Origin of the sequence: Olsenella sp. An270, assembly GCF_002159735.1 — a bacterium.
In the GTDB taxonomy this organism is placed as follows: Bacteria; Actinomycetota; Coriobacteriia; order Coriobacteriales; family Atopobiaceae; genus Thermophilibacter.
This window is the reverse complement of the sequence record NZ_NFJF01000005.1, coordinates 99,348-116,236: the sequence shown is the minus strand read 5'-3', so window position 1 is coordinate 116,236 and position 16,889 is coordinate 99,348. Positions and strand designations below refer to the sequence as shown.

15 protein-coding genes are annotated in these 16,889 nt (G+C 66.9%); 6 read left to right on the top strand and 9 right to left on the bottom strand.

Annotation, left to right across the window (positions count from 1 at the left end; genetic code table 11):
• Positions 1-73 precede the first annotated feature (73 nt).
• Positions 74-1,165, bottom strand: coding sequence for a hypothetical protein (locus B5F73_RS06835; RefSeq protein WP_087227505.1), 1,092 nt, complete (start codon positions 1,163-1,165; stop codon positions 74-76).
• Between the two features lie 92 nt (positions 1,166-1,257).
• Positions 1,258-2,274 carry an HNH endonuclease gene (locus tag B5F73_RS06830; RefSeq protein WP_087227504.1) on the bottom strand — a complete coding sequence of 339 codons (1,017 nt, stop codon included), beginning with the start codon at positions 2,272-2,274 and terminating at the stop codon, positions 1,258-1,260.
• Between the two features lie 297 nt (positions 2,275-2,571).
• On the opposite strand from B5F73_RS06830, the gene B5F73_RS06825 reads away from it, so the two are divergent.
• Genes B5F73_RS06825 through B5F73_RS06815 form a run of 3 tightly spaced genes read left to right on the top strand, consistent with a single transcriptional unit; the run spans position 2,572 to position 4,021 of the window.
• Entirely contained in the window at positions 2,572-2,934 is a 363-nt protein-coding gene (locus tag B5F73_RS06825) for an arsenate reductase family protein (RefSeq protein WP_087227503.1), read from the top strand.
• Positions 2,934-3,614 (top strand): pentapeptide repeat-containing protein, encoded by a 681-nt coding sequence (locus B5F73_RS06820; RefSeq protein ID WP_087227502.1) that lies wholly within the window; start codon positions 2,934-2,936, stop codon positions 3,612-3,614. The genes B5F73_RS06825 and B5F73_RS06820 overlap by 1 nt, the downstream gene beginning before the upstream one ends.
• Positions 3,605-4,021, top strand: a complete 417-nt coding sequence (locus B5F73_RS06815) for a PaaI family thioesterase (RefSeq protein WP_204206283.1) — start codon at positions 3,605-3,607, stop codon at positions 4,019-4,021. The genes B5F73_RS06820 and B5F73_RS06815 overlap by 10 nt, the downstream gene beginning before the upstream one ends.
• A 7-nt stretch (positions 4,022-4,028) precedes the next feature.
• Here the strand turns inward: B5F73_RS06815 and B5F73_RS06810 are convergent, their stop codons facing one another.
• Positions 4,029-5,222, bottom strand: coding sequence for a 6-phosphofructokinase (locus tag B5F73_RS06810; protein WP_087227501.1), 1,194 nt, complete (start codon positions 5,220-5,222; stop codon positions 4,029-4,031).
• 124 nt (positions 5,223-5,346) lie between these two features.
• A complete protein-coding gene (locus tag B5F73_RS06805; protein ID WP_239379827.1) occupies positions 5,347-6,429 on the bottom strand; it encodes a glycerol dehydrogenase in 1,083 nt (360 codons plus the stop codon).
• Positions 6,430-6,681: 252 nt separating this feature from the next.
• Here B5F73_RS06805 and B5F73_RS06800 point away from each other — a divergent pair, with 252 nt between their 5' ends.
• On the top strand, positions 6,682-8,103 hold the full coding sequence (locus B5F73_RS06800; RefSeq protein WP_087227499.1) for an amidophosphoribosyltransferase: 1,422 nt from the start codon (positions 6,682-6,684) through the stop codon (positions 8,101-8,103).
• Positions 8,104-8,112: 9 nt separating this feature from the next.
• The gene (locus B5F73_RS06795; protein WP_087227498.1) at positions 8,113-8,820 is read left to right on the top strand and encodes a YdcF family protein; all 708 of its coding nucleotides are present in this window, start codon (positions 8,113-8,115) and stop codon (positions 8,818-8,820) included.
• 31 nt (positions 8,821-8,851) lie between these two features.
• On the opposite strand, the gene B5F73_RS06790 is transcribed toward B5F73_RS06795, so the two are convergent.
• The 5 genes from B5F73_RS06790 to B5F73_RS06770 form a co-directional block, all read right to left on the bottom strand.
• Positions 8,852-10,066, bottom strand: coding sequence for an NADP-dependent isocitrate dehydrogenase (locus B5F73_RS06790; protein ID WP_087227497.1), 1,215 nt, complete (start codon positions 10,064-10,066; stop codon positions 8,852-8,854).
• A gap of 355 nt (positions 10,067-10,421) precedes the next feature.
• Positions 10,422-11,663, bottom strand: coding sequence for a DUF3825 domain-containing protein (locus tag B5F73_RS06785; protein ID WP_087227496.1), 1,242 nt, complete (start codon positions 11,661-11,663; stop codon positions 10,422-10,424).
• A gap of 50 nt (positions 11,664-11,713) precedes the next feature.
• Entirely contained in the window at positions 11,714-12,559 is an 846-nt protein-coding gene (locus B5F73_RS06780) for a methyltransferase domain-containing protein (protein ID WP_087227495.1), read from the bottom strand.
• A 58-nt stretch (positions 12,560-12,617) separates the two neighbouring features.
• A complete protein-coding gene (yfbR, locus tag B5F73_RS06775; protein ID WP_255376242.1) occupies positions 12,618-13,262 on the bottom strand; it encodes a 5'-deoxynucleotidase in 645 nt (214 codons plus the stop codon).
• Positions 13,262-14,929 (bottom strand): putative manganese-dependent inorganic diphosphatase, encoded by a 1,668-nt coding sequence (locus tag B5F73_RS06770; protein WP_087227494.1) that lies wholly within the window; start codon positions 14,927-14,929, stop codon positions 13,262-13,264. The genes yfbR and B5F73_RS06770 overlap by 1 nt, the downstream gene beginning before the upstream one ends.
• 192 nt (positions 14,930-15,121) lie before the next feature.
• On the opposite strand from B5F73_RS06770, the gene ettA reads away from it, so the two are divergent.
• The gene (gene ettA, locus B5F73_RS06765; protein ID WP_087227493.1) at positions 15,122-16,801 is read left to right on the top strand and encodes an energy-dependent translational throttle protein EttA; all 1,680 of its coding nucleotides are present in this window, start codon (positions 15,122-15,124) and stop codon (positions 16,799-16,801) included.
• Positions 16,802-16,889: the final 88 nt, after the last annotated feature.

Genomic DNA, 16,889 nt, shown 5'->3' with positions numbered 1-16,889 from the left:
GGGCTCCCTTCGTCGCCTGAGGCGAGTATAGCGGCGACGCGGCGGGGTCGCGCCCTCGAATCGGCCGACCCGGCTATACCTCGATGCTGAGGAAGACGTACGTGTCGCTGTTCTCGTTGAACTCCTCCTTGGGATCCGTCGAGAAGTGCGCGTAGACCGTGAGCCCGTCTTCGGTTCCCTCGTACACGGAGACGTCGTCGTAGTAGGTTCCCGCCAGGAACTCCTCGGTGAACTCGGCGGGCAGCGTCGGCGAGGGCATGCCAAGGCCGGAGAGCATGTCCGCGAGTCTGTCGAAGTCCGCCTGCACGGCGGCGAGGTTCTCCTCCGGCGAGAGCGTCAGGTCTATGTCCGCGTGATAGCTGATTTCCTTGAGGGCGCCCGAGGCGTCCGTGTCGACGCACGCGTACGAGACCAGGGGCTCGTCGAGGGCGTCCAAGTAGCCGTAGACGGAGTAGCCGTACGACGTCTGACGTCGGGTCGGGTCGTCCGCCGAGACGTAGGCGCACCCGCCGTCCTCGAACGCCTCCTCGATGGCCGACACGCGCTCCGCCGCCTCAGCGCGCGCCTCCGAACTTGCCTGTGCGGACGAGACGAGTCGCGGCGTGAATACCGCGACAAACACGAGGATTGGCACCAGCACGACCGCCGCGCGCCAGGCGCCGAGGCTCGGCAGGCGCACGCCGCCCTTCTCGGCGGCGATCCGCGCGGCCTCGTGGAACGCGCGCATGAGGCGCCAGAACCCGAAGAAGCTCAAGGCACTGCCCACGACCTCCAGTGCCTCGCCACCCGGCGTCCCGCCGTCGCGCGAGTTCATGAGGCGACCGGCGGCGCTCATGCCGATGCCCGCGTAGAGCTCCCCGGGCAGGGGAGTGTCCGCGGCCTCGCCGAAGATCTTCCGCTCCACGGAGCGCCAGGCGGGGCGGTTGGCCATCACGCGTGTGCCTATGGAGAACACGAGGCAGAGCGCCACGTAGACGATCACCACAGGCAGCAGCGAGTAGAGCCCCGGGAGGTAGACGCCTTGGGACTTGAGAATGGCGTCGTCCACCGCGATGCAGGCGATCCACACGGCGAGCGCCGGAAAGATCGAGAAGAGAAAGTACGTCCCGAGCTTGGGCCAGAGGTAGAGCCGGCGAATCGCGCGCTTCTCGTCGTCGCTGAACATGGGCGCTCCTAACATGGGGTGGGACAAGTATAGAGCGCGCCGGACGTCGCGTTTCCAAACAAGGGGCCAACGGACTCCCTATATTGCGATGACTAGGCAACCAGCGCTGGGTTTTCGCGCCTGAACTGCTCGTAATGAACAGCGAGAAGATCGGTGTTGGGCGCAAGGTCTGCCGAGACGGGCTCGCGGAGCCTCTGATGGTTGTAACGGAGATACGCCGTGCTCCCCAGACGCTCGCTGAGACTCACCGAAAGTGAGTCGGGTTCCACCGAGATGAGATGGGCGTCATAGAGGAGGTGCAGGTCCGCGCGCAGGAGGATGCCGTTATTGACAACCTGGGACTTTCTCCCGCGGTACGGATTGATGTGCGCTGCCTGCAGCACCTCGGGGACATTCACGCCGGTTATGGCACACGTCTCCGAATAGGCTCGAAGAAGCGCCTCGCGAAACTTGCCTTGCTGCTCGCGTCGAACCTGCTGGGCGGTCACCACGCGCCGCTCGTCCTGCCCGTCCAGCTCCATTAGGATCTTCTGCTCGTCCTCGGGCAGCTCCTCAAAGCCATGGGGGACAAACGAGCCGGCCGTCTCGGTTGCCGCCGAGACCGGGCCATGCAGCGTGAACATGCGGGTGACGCTGTTGTACTGTTCGACATAGGCAAGCCCGAGGACTCGGTATCCGGGGGCCTCCTTGACGAAGACGCCGACGGGAATACCGTCGTTGAGACAGTTCATCAGGGCGGCGTTGTATCCCTGGCTCAAGTCGGAGCCCTCATGAGCGGCATAGCTGAGGACCCACGTTCCATCGGCGAGACGGATGGGTGCCCTGTCGTTGTACCTCCTATGCCCCGTCGAGTGAACCGAGAGGGCATACCTTCGCCCTCCGTCATATTCGACTTGGGCAGCACCTGGAATGTAGATGCCGGAGTCCCTGCTGAGCGGGATGGGTGTCGTCGGTTTAGGGTGCATGTTGTGGGGAAGTCGGGGGACCTTCTCGCCAGCGTTGCTCATGAACCAGTCATAGCAGGGCAGAAACGCCTGCGGGACCAGCTTCTTGGCGCGCTCCAACGTGGGGAGAAACACCGGGGATTCGTATGTGAGCTGTGCTGGCATGGCCTCCTCCTTGGAGCGATTATACGTTTAGACCGCGGTCGCTCGGCAAGGACCTGCCTTGAAAGCCGACTTGTGAATAGATTGGCGAGCGGAGGGCGGCCGTTCAGTCTACGACCGGTAGGAAAACCGCAGGTAATCTTAATTGTATAAATGATATTGAGAGTACTCGAGGGCCAAATCTGTTCACAAGTCGGCTTTCAGGGCAGATTGAGTCCGAAACGCTCACCAGAAACGGCGCCTTGTGCGCTCGCAGAGCTTGCTACACTTGGAGCCACTGACCGCGAGAAAGGACCCGCCATGTCTGACGTGCTGTTTGTTGAGTATCCGAAGTGCAGTACCTGCAAGCGCGCTAAGGCGTGGCTGGACGCGCATGGCGTCGCGTACATCGACCGCCACATCGTCGAGGACAACCCGACGGCCGAGGAGCTCGCCGCCTGGCAGGAGCGCTCCGGCCTCCCCGTGCGCCGCTTCTTCAACACGAGCGGCGTGCTCTACCGTGAGCGCAACATCAAGGCGCAGCTCGACGCCGGCATGTCGGACGCGAAGGCGTTCGCCCTTCTCGCCGAGAACGGGATGCTGGTCAAGCGGCCGATCGTCGTGGGCGAGGACTTCGTGCTCGTGGGCTTCCGCGAGGCTGAGTGGGAGAAGGCGCTGCTGTAATGGCGCGCCTGCGGCAGGTCAGGCGCTTTGCGCAGGTGCGCGACGACCTGGGATGCAACCTGAGCAAGGACGGGCTTCTCGCCGCGCTGACGACACCGGACGCGCACGTGGCCAACACGGCGTTCACGGGCCTCGAGCTCGCGGACGTCGCGGCGGACGGCACCGTCTTTGAGAACGTTGCCTTCCGCAGTTGCACGTTTGAGCGGGTGAACCTCTCCAACTGCACGTTCACCGACGTGCTCTTCTCGGGCTGCCGCTTCGTGCGCTGCGACCTGGGGCGCAGCTGGCTCAACCGCGTGGACTTCCGCTCGTGTTCGGCGCCGGGGCTCTCCTTCCTCAAGGGTCGCCTCTCCGGCGTCTCCCTCGTGGACAGCCAGCTCGCCTATGCCGACCTCTCGGAGGCCTCCGTCGACCAGCTCGCGGCGAGTGAGACCAAGCTCTCGGAGGCGAGCTTCCACGTCACGCGCCTGCGCCACCTCGCGCTGGACCGCTGCGACCTCTCGCGTGCCACGTTCTTCCGCACGAGCCTCTCCGGCGTGGACCTCTCCACCTGCGACATCGCCGGGCTGCGCGTCTCGAGCGACCTGCGCGAGCTGCGCGGTGCCGTTATAGACCCCGACCAGGCCGCGGAGCTCATGGGGCTTCTCGGCATCAAGATCAAGGAGGACGAATGGCGCTGATAGACGAGAACGCCTCCCTCGAGGAGGTCCAGGCCGTCTTCAAGAACGACCACTTTGCCACCGACGCCTGCGGCTGTCGCGTGGTGGAGGCCGCCCGCGGGCATGCGGTCACCGAGTTTGACATCACGCCGGGGCATCGCAACGAGAAGGGCGGTGTGATGGGCGGCGCCATCTTCACGGTGGCCGACCTAGCGTTTGCCGTGGCGTCCAACGTTGGCGAGTCCGTGACCGTGTCCGTGAGCAGCAACATCGAGTTCATGAGCGCGGCCAAGGGCGAGAAGCTCATCGCCACGGCGGACGTCGACAAGAACGGCCGCACGCTGGCGTTCTACACCTGCTACGTGACCGACGAGCTGGGCACGCCCGTCGCCCGCGCCACGCAGACCTGCATGCACCTGCAGAGGTAGGCGCGCCTCAGTCGAGGGACGCGAGCTCGATGGGAATCCAGTCTACGAGCGGGCGCATGTAGGCGAGCAGCTCGTCGGTGACGCCCATGCCGTCCTCGGTGATCCACGTGCGCGGGACGTGCTTGACCTGGTTGGCCACGGAGAGCACGTCCACGAGCCTGGTGCGCACCTCGTAGGGGTCGTCGCTCACGCGCTCGAGGGCGCACATCTTGGTGGTCTCGCCGGCAAGCGCCGCGCGCACGCCGGCGCGGCCCAGCTCGAAGGCCTCGTCGAGGTCGACCTCGCTGGCCACGTAGCTCGCGCAGCGCTGCAGGGTGGAGAGCTCGACGGCGCGCGTCTTGCAGTGGAGCCGCTCCTTCGCGAGCGCGGCGAGGTAGCGCGCAGCCCCGGAGAGGGTGGCGAGGTGACCAAACTCGTCGACGCCCACGCCCTCCGCGATGGCGGCGGCCTCGCAGACCAGCCGTCCGTCCGGCGTGCGCACGCCCTCGCTCACGCCCACCATCACGGTGTTCTTCTGCGCCAGCAGCTCGGAGATGCGCGCCAGCAGCGCGGCCTCGTCGAGCGGGGCCTCGGGCAGGAGCACGATGTCGGGGTTGGCGAGCGCGGAGGCCGCGGCCAGCCAACCGGCGTCGCGGCCCATGATCTCAACGAACGTGACGCTCTTGAGGTCGTAGACGTTCGCGTCGCAGGCGATCTCGCGCATGGCGGTGGCAACAAAGCGCGCGGCGCTGCCATAGCCGGGAGTGTGGTCGGTCTGCACGAGGTCGTTGTCGATGGTCTTGGGCACGCCGATGAAGCGGATGTCGCTGCCGTACTCGCGGCCGTAGGCGCCGAGCTTGGCGATCGTGTCCATGGAGTCGTTGCCGCCGATGTAGAGGACGGCGTCGGCGCCGAGCTCGCGGAAGCGGTCAAAGAGACGCTGGTAGGTCGCCTCGTCGTCGGCGGGGTCGGGGAGCTTGTAGCGGCAGCTCCCGAGCCAGCTCGACGGGGTGTTGCGCAGCAGCTCCAGGTCGCGGGGGTCGCCGAAGGAACGGCTCAGCTCGACGGAGCGCCCGCCGAGAAACCCCTGGATGCCGTAGCGCATACCCACGACGCGGGCGCCAGCGTCCATGCCTGCGGAGATGACGCCCGCCAGGCTCGCGTTGATGGCGGCGGTGGGACCGCCCGACTGTCCGACCAGCACGCACTTCTCGTCTGCCATGGCGCCTCCTTGGCCGCGACTGCTGTGACCCCAGCATACCGCAAGTGCGCCACCGTCTTGCGAGAGGGCACCCCGCACGCATCGGTGCCGGGCGCCCTCTCGCGGTTCTTTGTGTTGCCTGCTGCTACTTGCCGAGTACCTTGCGGCCCAGGGCGTCGGCGGCGACGATGGCCGCGTGCAGCTCGTCGGGCGTGACGTCGCCCGCCAGGTTGTGAATCGTCTCTCCGGGGGCGCAGGCGTTCTCGGCGATCGTGTGGATCTGCTCGTCGGTGGTGACGCCCAGCTCCTCAAGGGTCACGGGCAGGCCGACCTCAAGGCAGAAGTCCTGGACCTCGTCGAACTCGTCCTGCGAGACACCCTCGAGGACCAGCTGGACCAGCGTGCCGAAGGCCACGCAGCAGCCGTGCGGCGCGCTGTGGCCGCCGAGCGCGGTGAGGCCGTTGTAGAAGGAGTGCGCGGCCGCGCAGTTGACGTTGTCGGCGCCCACGCCGGACAGGTATACGTTGGCCTCGATGATTGCGTCGAGAGCCGGGGTGACCACGTTCTTCTCGCATGCGGCGATGGCCTGGGAGCCGTAATCGCGCAGGGTCTCGTAGCACAGGCGCGCCAGGGCCATGCCGGCGCGGGTGATGCCGGTGCCCTCGAGGCTGGGGGACTCGGTGCGGATGGAGGCGCGGCCCTCGAAGTAGGTGCCCAGCGCGTCGCCCATCCCAGCCACCAGGAAGCTCACGGGTGCGTTGGCAATCACCTCGCTGTCGACCATCACGGCGTCGGGGTTGGTGGGGTAGAAGAGGTACTTGTCGAAGGTGCCGTCGTCGTTGTAGATGACGGAGAGGCCGGTGCAGGGGGCGTCGGTCGCGGCGACGGTCGGGATGATCACGACGTGCTTGCCCGTGTAGTAGGCGGTCGCCTTGGCGGTGTCGACGGCCGAGCCGCCCCCGACGGCGACTACGGTGTCGATCTCGTCCTGCTCGACGATGGCCTGCATCTTGGCGATCTCGCCCTTGCTGGAGATGCCCCCGAAGATCTCGTAGCGGCGGTAGTCATCAGACCCGGTGTCTTCGAAGCTCTGCTCAATCTTCTCGTGACACGCCTTGTAGCCGCTCTTGGAGCAGACGAAGAGCCAGCGATGGCCCATGTAGCCCATTTCCTCGGTGAACTTGAGCAGGGCGCCCTTGCCCTGGACATACTTCAGGGGCTCTCGCATTGCACGCAAACGCTTCATGAAAGACCTCTTTCTCCCAGGTGGCGTCGGCATCTTGGCAGTCGGCTCCACATCTACCGAAATACTAGTTCCGACGCGCGAACGGCACCGTGTGTGGGAGGCCATCAACACGAATTCGAAACAGAGAGCGGCACGGATTCCTTTGGGGCTACGGACGGGCCGGGTCTCGACGTATACTTCTCCCGTAGACTGACACGCGGCCGCTCGTGCGGCCGCGGAAGACGGGGAGGTTGTATGGGAGCATTTTTCGGCGCGGTTTCTTGTCGCGACGTGGCACTGGACGTGTTCTTTGGCGTCGACTACCACTCTCACCTCGGAACTCGCCGCGCGGGGATGGTCACCTGCCGCGAGGGCGGCGGCTTCAACCGCCAGATCCACTCCATCGAGAACACGCCGTTCCGCACCAAGTTCGAGCACGACCTGCCCGCCCTTTCGGGCACGTGCGGCGTTGGCTGCATCTCCGACAACGACCCGCAGCCGCTGCTCGTTCGCTCCCACCTGGGCGTCTATGCCATCTCCACGGTGGGCGCGATCGCCAACATCGACGAGCTGGTGGCGCGCTTCGAGAAGGACGGCCACCAGTTCATGGCGCAGAGCTCCGGCGAGGTGAACGTCAACGAGCTCGTGGCGGCGCTGGTCAACACCCAGGCGAGCATCGTCGAGGGCATCCGCTACGCGCAGGACCAGATCGAGGGCTCGCTCACGCTGCTGATCATGACCGAGTCCGGCGAGCTCATCGCCGCGCGCGACAAGATGGGCCGCCTGCCGGTGCTCATTGGCAAGGACGATGACGGCTACTGCGTGTCCTTCGAGTCCTTCGCCTACGGAAAGCTCGGCTACGCCGACGAGTACGAGCTGGGCTCTGCGGAGATCGTGAAGGTCACCGCCGATGGCTACGAGACGCTCTCCGCCGCGCGCGACGAGATGCGCATCTGTGCGTTCCTGTGGGTCTACTACGGCTACCCCAACTCCAACTACGAGGGCGTCAACGTTGAGTGCATGCGCTACCGCAACGGCGCCATCATGGCTCGCGATGAGCGTGCCGCGGGGCTGCTCCCCGAGGTCGACTACGTCGCCGGCATGCCCGACTCGGGCCTGCCGCACGGCATCGGCTACGCCAACGAGTCCGGGGTGCCGCTCGCGCGTCCGTTCGTGAAGTACACGCCCACGTGGCCGCGCTCCTTCATGCCTGCCAACCAGGAGGTCCGCAACCGCGTCGCCAAGATGAAGCAGATTCCGGTCCCCGAGCTCATCCGTGACAAGCGCCTGCTGCTCGTGGACGACTCGATCGTGCGCGGCACGCAGATGCGCGAGACGATCGACTTCCTGCGCGGTACCGGCGTCGCCGAGGTCCACATGCGCTCGGCGTGCCCGCCGATCATGTACGGCTGCAAGTTCCTCTCGTTCTCCCGCAGCCGCTCCGAGTACGAGCTCATCGCGCGCCGCAAGGTCCGCGAGCTCGAGGGCGACGAGGGCGAGAAGCACCTCGACGAGTACGCCGACGGGCGCAGCGAGCGCGGCCGCTGCCTGCTGCGCTCCATCTGCGAGGAGATGGGCTTCGACTCGCTGGAGTACCAGAGCCTGGACGGCATGCTCGAGGCCATCGGCATTGACCGCAAGAAGATCTGCACCTACTGCTGGACCGGCCGCGACTAGGGGTCCGTCATGGCCTACGCCCTCGTTGGGATCGGGGTGGTCTCGCTCGCCTATGGCGTGCTCATGGCCGTGCTCTATCCCGCGGGAGGGTTCTTCCTCGTGTGGCTGGCGCTGGGGGCGGCGCTCGCAGCGGCCGGGCTCGTCGAACGGGTTCGGCTGGTGGTCTGCGCGGTCCTTCTGGTCCTGGCGATTGCCGCAGGCGGCCTCTGCGCGCTAATCATGACCACGGCGGCGGCTCGTCCCCCGGTGGGGCTCGACTGCCTGGTCGTGCTGGGCGCCGGCCTGCGCCCCGACGGCACGCCCTCCGAGACGCTGCGCTACCGCCTCGACGCCGCCCTGGCGTATCTCGCGGAGAACCCCGACACCACCTGCATCGTCTCGGGAGCCCAGGGCTTTGGCGAGTCCCGGACCGAGGCGGACGCGATGGCGGAGTACCTGGTGGCGCACGGGCTCGACGCGCGACGCATCACCAAGGAGGAGCGATCCACCACCACGGCCGAGAACGTGCGTTACTCCTCCGAGCTCGTGGGCGAGGGGTCGACGGTCGCCGTTGTTACCAACGACTTCCACCTCTATCGCGCGCTGCGAATCGCCCATAAGAACGGGCTGCCAGGCGCGTCTGGCCTGGCAGCCCCAACCAACCCGCTCTATCTCCCCCATGCGACGCTGCGCGAGTGCGCCGCAATCGCGAAGGACTTCCTCGTCGGGAACATCTAGTCGAAGGGGACGGCCCCCTTCGGCCCATTTGCTAGGCAGCGGCCTCGGCGTCGAGGGTCTCGCGGATGGCGAGGATGAACTCGCGCGTGCCGAGCGTCTCCGGGTTCTCCAGCGACGTGATGCGCGCGAGGTCGCCGGTCATGCGGCCGGACTCGATCGTGTGGACCGTGGCCGCCTCCAGGCGGTTGGCAAAGTTCACGAGCTCGGGCAGCTCGTCGAGCTCGCCGCGCTTGCGCAGGGCGCCGGTCCAGGCAAAGATTGTGGCCACCGAGTTGGTGGACGTGGGCTCGCCCTTGAGGTGCTTGTAGTAGTGGCGCTGGACGGTGCCGTGCGCGGCCTCGTACTCGAAGTAGCCGTGCGGGCTCACGAGCACGGAGGTCATCATTGCCAGGCTGCCGAAGGCGGAGGACAGCATGTCGCTCATGACGTCGCCGTCGTAGTTCTTGCACGCCCAGATGAAGCCGCCCTCGGACTTAACCACGCGGGCCACGGCGTCGTCAATCAGCGTGTAGAAGTACTCGATGCCGGCCGCCTCGAAGCGCTCGCGGTACTCGGCCTCGTAGATGTCGGCGAAGACGTCCTTGAAGCGGTGGTCGTAAGTCTTGGAGATCGTGTCCTTGGTGGCAAACCACAGGTCCTGACCCGTGGAGAGGGCGTACTCGAAGCAGCTGCGGGCAAAGCTCTCGATGGAGGCGTCGAGGTTGTGCTGGCCCTGGACTACGCCGGGGCCGTCGAAGACGTGGACGAGCTCGCGGCGCTCGGTGCCGTCGGCGGCGGTGTAGACGAGCTCCACCTTGCCGGGGCCGTCGATGCGCATCTCGGAGTTTTTGTAGACGTCGCCATAGGCGTGACGTGCGATGGTGATGGGCTTCTTCCAGCAGCTCACCACGGGGTCGATGCCCTTGACCACGATGGGGGCGCGGAAGACCGTGCCGTCGAGCAGCGCACGGATCGTGCCGTTGGGGCTCTTCCACATCTGCTTGAGGCCGTACTCCTCCACGCGAGCGGCGTTGGGGGTGATCGTGGCGCACTTGACGGCCACGCCCAGGCGCTTGGTGGCCTCGGCGGAGTCGACGGTGACCTGGTCATCGGTCTCGTCGCGGTGCTCGAGGCCGAGGTCGTAGTACTCGGTCTTGAGGTCAACGTACGGGCAGATGAGCTCGTCCTTGATGATCTGCCAGATAATGCGGGTCATCTCGTCGCCGTCCATCTCGACGAGTGGGGTCTTCATCTCGATCTTGGCCATGGGTCCTCCCGGGGGTCGCCTGTTACGGGGATGAATGTAACACGGCTTTGGGAGAATCTGGCGGCGCAGGGGGAGTTGAGACGCGCCTGACACATGGGAGCGCGCATAAAACCGTCTCTCGTGCAGCATTACGCGCGTTTCAAAATCAAAATGCCCGCTCGTGTAGCGTAAAATTCTCCCTTACGGCGGAATCGATTTGAAAATCGATTTTTGCAACTGGGATTTTCCGAAAAGCGACGGCTGAATTCGCCCTTGGGGCGAAAAACACGCTACACGAACGACGGTTTTATGTCCCGAAGTGCCCGTAATGCTGCACGAGCGAGCATTTTGATCAAAGTGGGACGTCCGAAGTGCTCTAGAGCTCGGTCGAGAAGCCGTCCAGGCGCCAGGGAATGTCGCCCTCGCAGGCGCTCAGCCTGGCGTAGAGCGGTTTGCCCTCTGCGGCCAGGATTCCAGTCTCGAACCAGGCGCGACTCCCGTCCTCCGATACGCCAAGAAGACCCTCGGCCTGCACGCGTGCGAACGTGAGCGCAAGGTAGCCGCGCAGGACGCAGCGGTCGGGTCCCCAGGAGTCGGGGGCGAGGCTTTCGGCGAGACTGCGCAGCGCCTCGTCCCAGGATCCGAGCTGGACGGTAGTGGCGAGCAGCCGCTCCGCCTTCGCGAGCGGACCGGCCTCCTCGTTTAGGCCCTCGAGGCCGACCTCCGCCGGCTCGCCGGCGTCGACGTCGGCGAGCGTCCAGCGCTTCCCCGAGACCGCCTTTGCCGAGCGACGCAGAGAGACCCTCACGGGGCCGGTACCGTCGGCGCGCAGGAAGCGAAGCGGGAAGGTCACGTTGCTGCGCGTTCCCTCGATGGTTCCGGTGGAGCGGGCGACGCGGAAGTCCTCCTCGAGCGTCGCCATGGGGTCGACGTCGGGCGGGAGAACCTGGTAGAGCTTGCTGAGCTGGTCGTCGGGACAGCGGACGTCGCGATGGAAGTCCTGCGGAAGGTCGCTTTGGGCGGCGGCCGTCCTCGAGGGGACCTTCTGTGTAGGCTGCTCCTGGGCCTGCTTCGGGACGTAGGTGATGGTGAGCGAGATCGATGGTTCGGGCTCGGGCTCCGGCGCGGGCTCCGGCTCAGGTTCCGGCTCGGGCTCGGGCTCCGGCTCCGGCTCAGGTTCCAGCTCAGGTTCCAGCTCCGGCGTGGGCTCGGGTTCCGGCTCCGGCTCGGGCTCCGGCGCGGGCTCCGGCTCCGGTTCCGGCTCGACGTGCCGGGGCTTGACGGGCTTCAGCGCCTTGGCGCCGCGCCTCCGCTTCCACGGCTTGCCGCCCGACGCCTTCTCGCCAGCTCGCTCCTGCTGCTCCAGCGCCCGGTCGTACTCCTCGTTCGCGAGCACCGTGGCGTAGACGTAGCCCTTCTTGAAGACGGTCAGCTTGACGAACTCGCCGAGCTGCTCACAGAGCTCTCGCATGCTCGAGCACCCCAGGTCGCCGACGCAGAGCCCGTCCGCCTCGAGCGCCTCCTCGACGCGCGGCAGCAGCGTCTGCCTGCCCACGCCAACCTCGCGCGAGAGCAGCTGATACAGGTACAGGCGATTGCCCGGGTTGATCTGAGCCATGACGACCTCTTTCGGGGTGGTGGACGCCCGTGGGCGCGGGGGACTCTACCTTACTCCCCAATTGTGGAGGCGCTCTGCGACCGCTCCCGGATCGCCCGGTTGCGGAGGTTCACGACTGTCGCCTCCATGCCATGCGGCGCATACGCGAGGCTCTCCAGCTCGTCGAGGTCGTGGGGCAGATAGGCCGCGAGCGAGAGCTCGGCGGTCTGCTCGACGCGCTCCGGGACGGGCCCCGGCGTCGCCGTGATCGCGAGCACCCGCGCCCCCTGGGCGCCGAGCCGGCGCTCGTACTCGCTGGCCGGGTCGTCGGGGCGCTCGGACCGGGCGTCGCGGCTCTCCCAGAGCAGCTCGTAGCCGGCGAGCGGGACCTGCGTGAGCATGAAGTCAAAGAGCGGCTGGCTGTCGGTGCGCATGCGGACCTCGCCACCGGGGGTCAGCACCTCGCGGAAGTCTATGAGACGCTCCATGCAGGCCATGCGCTTGCCCGCGTCGCGCTTGCGCGGGAACGGCGTGGGGAAGTTGAGGTGGATCACGGAGAGCTCGCCGGGTGAGAAGAACTCCCGCAGGCGCATGCCCGTCCCGGGGACCACGACCACGTTGGGAAGCCCGCTCTCGAAGACGCGCTGCGCTGCGTACGCAACGCAGATGGGCTCGGAGTCCATCGCAACGAAGAGCACGTCGCCCTCGCGCCGCGCGGCCTCGACGACGAAGCCGCCCTTCCCGCAGCCCAGGTCGAGCCTGACCTCGCGGAAGGGCGCGGACCCGAGAGGCGCGCAGCCGAGCGCCCACCGCCCGCGCCAGCTCTCGGGGCGAAGCTCGATGACGCTGCCGTAGCGCTCGAGGCGCTCCTCGAGCACGAAGTTCTTGGGCAGCCGGGCATGAAGGGCGTGGGGCATGGGGCGGGGCTCCGTTTCGTGTTGGAACCTGACAAAGGTGCCAGGCACCTTTGTCAGGTTACAGAAGCTCGTCGAGGGTGGCGCCGTAGGAGGGGAGGAACTCCTGCAGGAAGTCGGCGACCTCGGGCAGCTCGGCGGCCATCTCGTCGACGGCGGCGCGGGTGCTCGCCTCGGCGCTGCCAAACTCGGCGTTGCCCGAGCGCGCCTCCTCGACGCACTTGATGAGCGCGGAGACCTTGTCGGCCGCCTTGACCAGGCGGCGCAGGTAGAGCTCGTCGTCGCTGGCGTTGTCCGCCACCCAGAGCACGTCCTCGATCGCCGGGCGCAGGTCGGCGGGAAGGGTGTCGAGCAGGCGCTCCTCGGCGCTGCGCTCGACGGCCTTGTAGGCGTCGCGGATGGTGCCGTCGTGATACTTCACCGGGGTGGGCAGGTCGCCCGTGATGATCTCAGACGCGTCGTGGTAGAGCGCCACGAGGGCGGCGCGCTCCGCGTCGAGCGAGCGGCCGTGCCGCACGTTGCCGATGACGCAGAGCACGTGCGCGATGAGCGCCACCTCGAGCGAGTGCTCGGAGAGGTTCTCGGCGCGCGAGCTGCGCATGAGCGACCAGCGCTCGATGTACTTCATGCGCGAGAGGATCGCGAGGAAGTGGGACCCGGCCGGCGCGCCCGCCCCCGCCCCCGATGCAAGGTTCTTCTCGGCCACTAGTCCTGATCCTCCTGAATGCTCTGGAGCGTCGCCATGAGCGAGGGGATGACCTGCTTCTTGCGGCTGACCACGCCGGGCAGCAGCGCCATGCCGTCGTGCGGGTCCACGTCGAAGGCGCGCGCCACGATGCTCTCGGCGCCCTCGCCGTACCACAGGATCTCGCTCGAGGAGCTCTTGACGTCGGTGAACAGGTAGAAGACGAGGGGGAGCTCCTCCTCGCGCGCGGCCTCGGCGAGGTAGGGCCCCACGAGCGCCTCGGCCGCCTTGCGGCTCTTCTCGGTCATGTAGCTGCCCTGGCCCACGCCAAACTTGACGTTGCCGCGGGAGAAGACCTTGAAGTCGGCGCCAAAGACCTCCTCGGCGGTGCGGCCGGTGAGGTCGGCGCCCGCCTCGAACATGGCGTCGGCGTAGCTCTCGATGTCCACGCCGGCGATCTCCGCGAGGGCGGCGGCCGCGTCGCGGTCCACCTGCGTGCAGGTGGGGGAGCGGAACGCCAGCGTGTCGGACAGGATCGCGGAGAGCATGAGGCCGGCGATGTCCTTGGGAATCCTCACGCCGTTCTCGCGGTACATCATGTGGACGATCGTGCAGGTGCAGCCCACGGGCATGTTGCGGAAGTACGCCGGGCCGCTCGTCTCGATGGAGCCGATGCGGTGGTGGTCGATGATCTCCATGATCTCGGCCTGCTCGAGCCCCTCGACTGACTGCGAGCGCTCGTTGTGGTCCACGAGGATGACGTGCTTCCTCTTGGCCGAGAGCAGGTTGGGGGAGCTGACCAGGCCCACGTACTTGCTGTTCTCGTCGATGACGGGGAAGAAGCGGTGGCGCGTGTGGGCCATCATCTTGCGCGCGTCGTCGATCGCGGTGTTGACGCTCACCTTGAGGATGCCCTCGGAGAGCATCTTGGCGCGCACCGGGATCGACATAGAGACGAGGCGCGCGGCGGCGTAGGTGTCGTAGGGCGTGGTGATGATCGCGCAGCCGTGGCGCTCGGCGGAGGCGATCACGCGGTGCGAGATGTGGGCGCTGCAGCACACGATCAGGCAGCGGGCGTCGCACTCGACGGCAAACTGCTGCGTCTCGTAGCGGTTGGTGGTGAGCACGATGTCGCCGGGCTCGACGGTGTCCTCCATGAGCTCGGGCGTGGTGCCCACGCGGACGTTGCCGCCGTCCACGCGCGCCGTGGGGTCGCCCAGGATCATCTCGCCCTTGAGCGTGTCGATGATGTTGGCGTAGCAGGTGTGCGACTCGCCGATCACGCTCGTGTCAAAGACGTCCATGTTGGCGTTGGCGATGTCCTTGACGGCGATGAGGCCCTCGAGGTTGTTCTCCTCGTCGGTGATGCAGAGGGTGTCGGTCTTGGCCTCGCGCATGAGGTTCCATGCCGAGAAGAGGCTCATCTCGCCGTCGATGCCGCCCTGGCGCTGGATCTCCGTGTCCTTGATCTGCGGGGTGACGGAGGTGATGAGCTGCGGCTCCTCAAAGCCAAAGTGGCGCAGCACGAACGCCGTCTCGCGGTTGATGGCGCCGGCGCGGCGCGGCTCGTAGATGTTGGTGTGCTCCACCTCGTTCTTGAGGTGGGCATAGGCGATGGCCGAGCAGATGCTGTCCGTGTCCGGGTGTAGGTGGCCTATGACGTTGATCTTGCGGATTCCCTCGGGCATGAGCGCTCCTCATGAGTGGTGTCGTCAACCCTGATTGTGCCACGCTGGCCGGACGTTTTCAGGGCGGTCTTCCCGAACGGCAACATTCGTGCAGGCGGTGTGAACGCCGGGCGAGAAGGACGGCGCGGCCGCCGCGCGCTCCCGTATGATGGGGGCGACAACCCCCGAATCCCGCGAGAAGGCGAGAGACACATGGCTGAGTTCGTCTACATGTTCAACCGCGCCCGCAAGGCCGTCCACGACAAGGTGATCCTCGACGACGTCACGGTGGGCGTCTACCCCGGCGCCAAGATCGGCGTGGTGGGCCCCAACGGCGCGGGCAAGTCGACCCTCCTCAAGGTCATGGCCGGCCTCGAGGACGTCTCCAACGGCGAGGCGCGCCTCACGCCGGGCTACACCGTGGGCATCCTCCAGCAGGAGCCGCCGCTCGACGAGGACAAGACCGTCCGCGAGAACATCGAGCAGGCCTTTGGTGACATCCTGGCCAAGATCGAGCGCTTCAACCAGGTGAGCGCCGAGATGGCCGACCCCGACGCCGACTTCGACGCCCTCATGGCCGAGATGGGCGAGCTCCAGACCCAGATCGACGCCGCCAACGGCTGGGACCTGGACAGCCAGCTCTCCCAGGCGATGGACGCCCTGCAGTGCCCGGACCCCGACGCGCCCGTGAACATCCTCTCCGGCGGCGAGCGCCGCCGCGTGGCCCTGTGCAAGCTGCTCCTCGAGGCGCCCGACCTGCTGCTGCTCGACGAGCCCACCAACCACCTGGACGCCGAGTCGGTGCTGTGGCTCGAGCAGTTCCTGCACTCCTACCCCGGCGCCGTCATGGCCGTCACGCACGACCGCTACTTCCTCGACGACGTGGCCGAGTGGATCTGCGAGGTCGATCGCGGCCAGCTCTACCCCTACGAGGGCAACTACTCCACCTACCTGGAGAAGAAGGCCGCGCGCCTGGAGGCCCAGAGCCAGCAGGACGCCCGCCGCGCCAAGAAGATGAAGGCCGAGCTCGAGTGGGTGCGCAGCTCTCCCAAGGCGCGCCAGGCCAAGAACCGCGCCCGTCTGGAGCGCTACGAGCAGATGGAGGCCGAGGCCCGCGCCTCCAAGCGCGTCGACTTCACCGACATCCACATCCCCGTGGGCCCGCGCCTGGGCGCCAAGGTCCTCGAGGCCGAGCACCTCTGCAAGAGCTTCGGCGACCGCGTCCTTATCGACGACCTGTCCTTCTCGCTGCCGCGCAACGGCATCGTGGGCGTGATCGGCCCCAACGGCGTGGGCAAGTCCACGCTCTTCAAGATGATCGTGGGCAAGGAGGAGCCCTCGTCCGGCACCCTTGAGGTGGGGGAGACCGTGCAGCTCTCCTACGTCGACCAGATGCGCGAGGGCCTGGACGCCGAGAAGACCCTCTGGGAGGTCGTCTCGGACGGCAACGACTACATCCGCGTGGGCGACACAGAGATCCCGAGCCGCGCCTACGTGGCGGCCTTCGGCTTCAAGGGCTCCGACCAGCAGAAGCGCGCCGGCGTCCTCTCCGGCGGCGAGCGCAACCGCCTGAACCTCGCGCTGACCCTCAAGCAGGGCGGAAACCTGCTGCTCCTGGACGAGCCCACCAACGACCTCGACGTCGAGACGCTGGAGTCGCTGGAGGAGGCGCTCGAGGAGTTCCCTGGCTGCTCCGTGGTGATCTCCCACGACCGCTGGTTCCTCGACCGCGTGGCCACGCACATCCTCGCCTGGGAGGGCGACGACGAGAACCCCGGCCGCTGGCACTGGTTCGAGGGCAACTTCGAGGCCTACCAGGCCGACCGCGAGAGGCGCCTCGGCGCGGAGGCCTCCAAGCCGCACCGCCTCCACCGCAAGCTGACCCGCGACTAGCGGCGTCGAAGGCACTTCTCGGCGAACGGCGACGCTTTTCTGAAACGTTACCGTCACAGAATGTCCACATCCGTCTAGAATGAAGGGG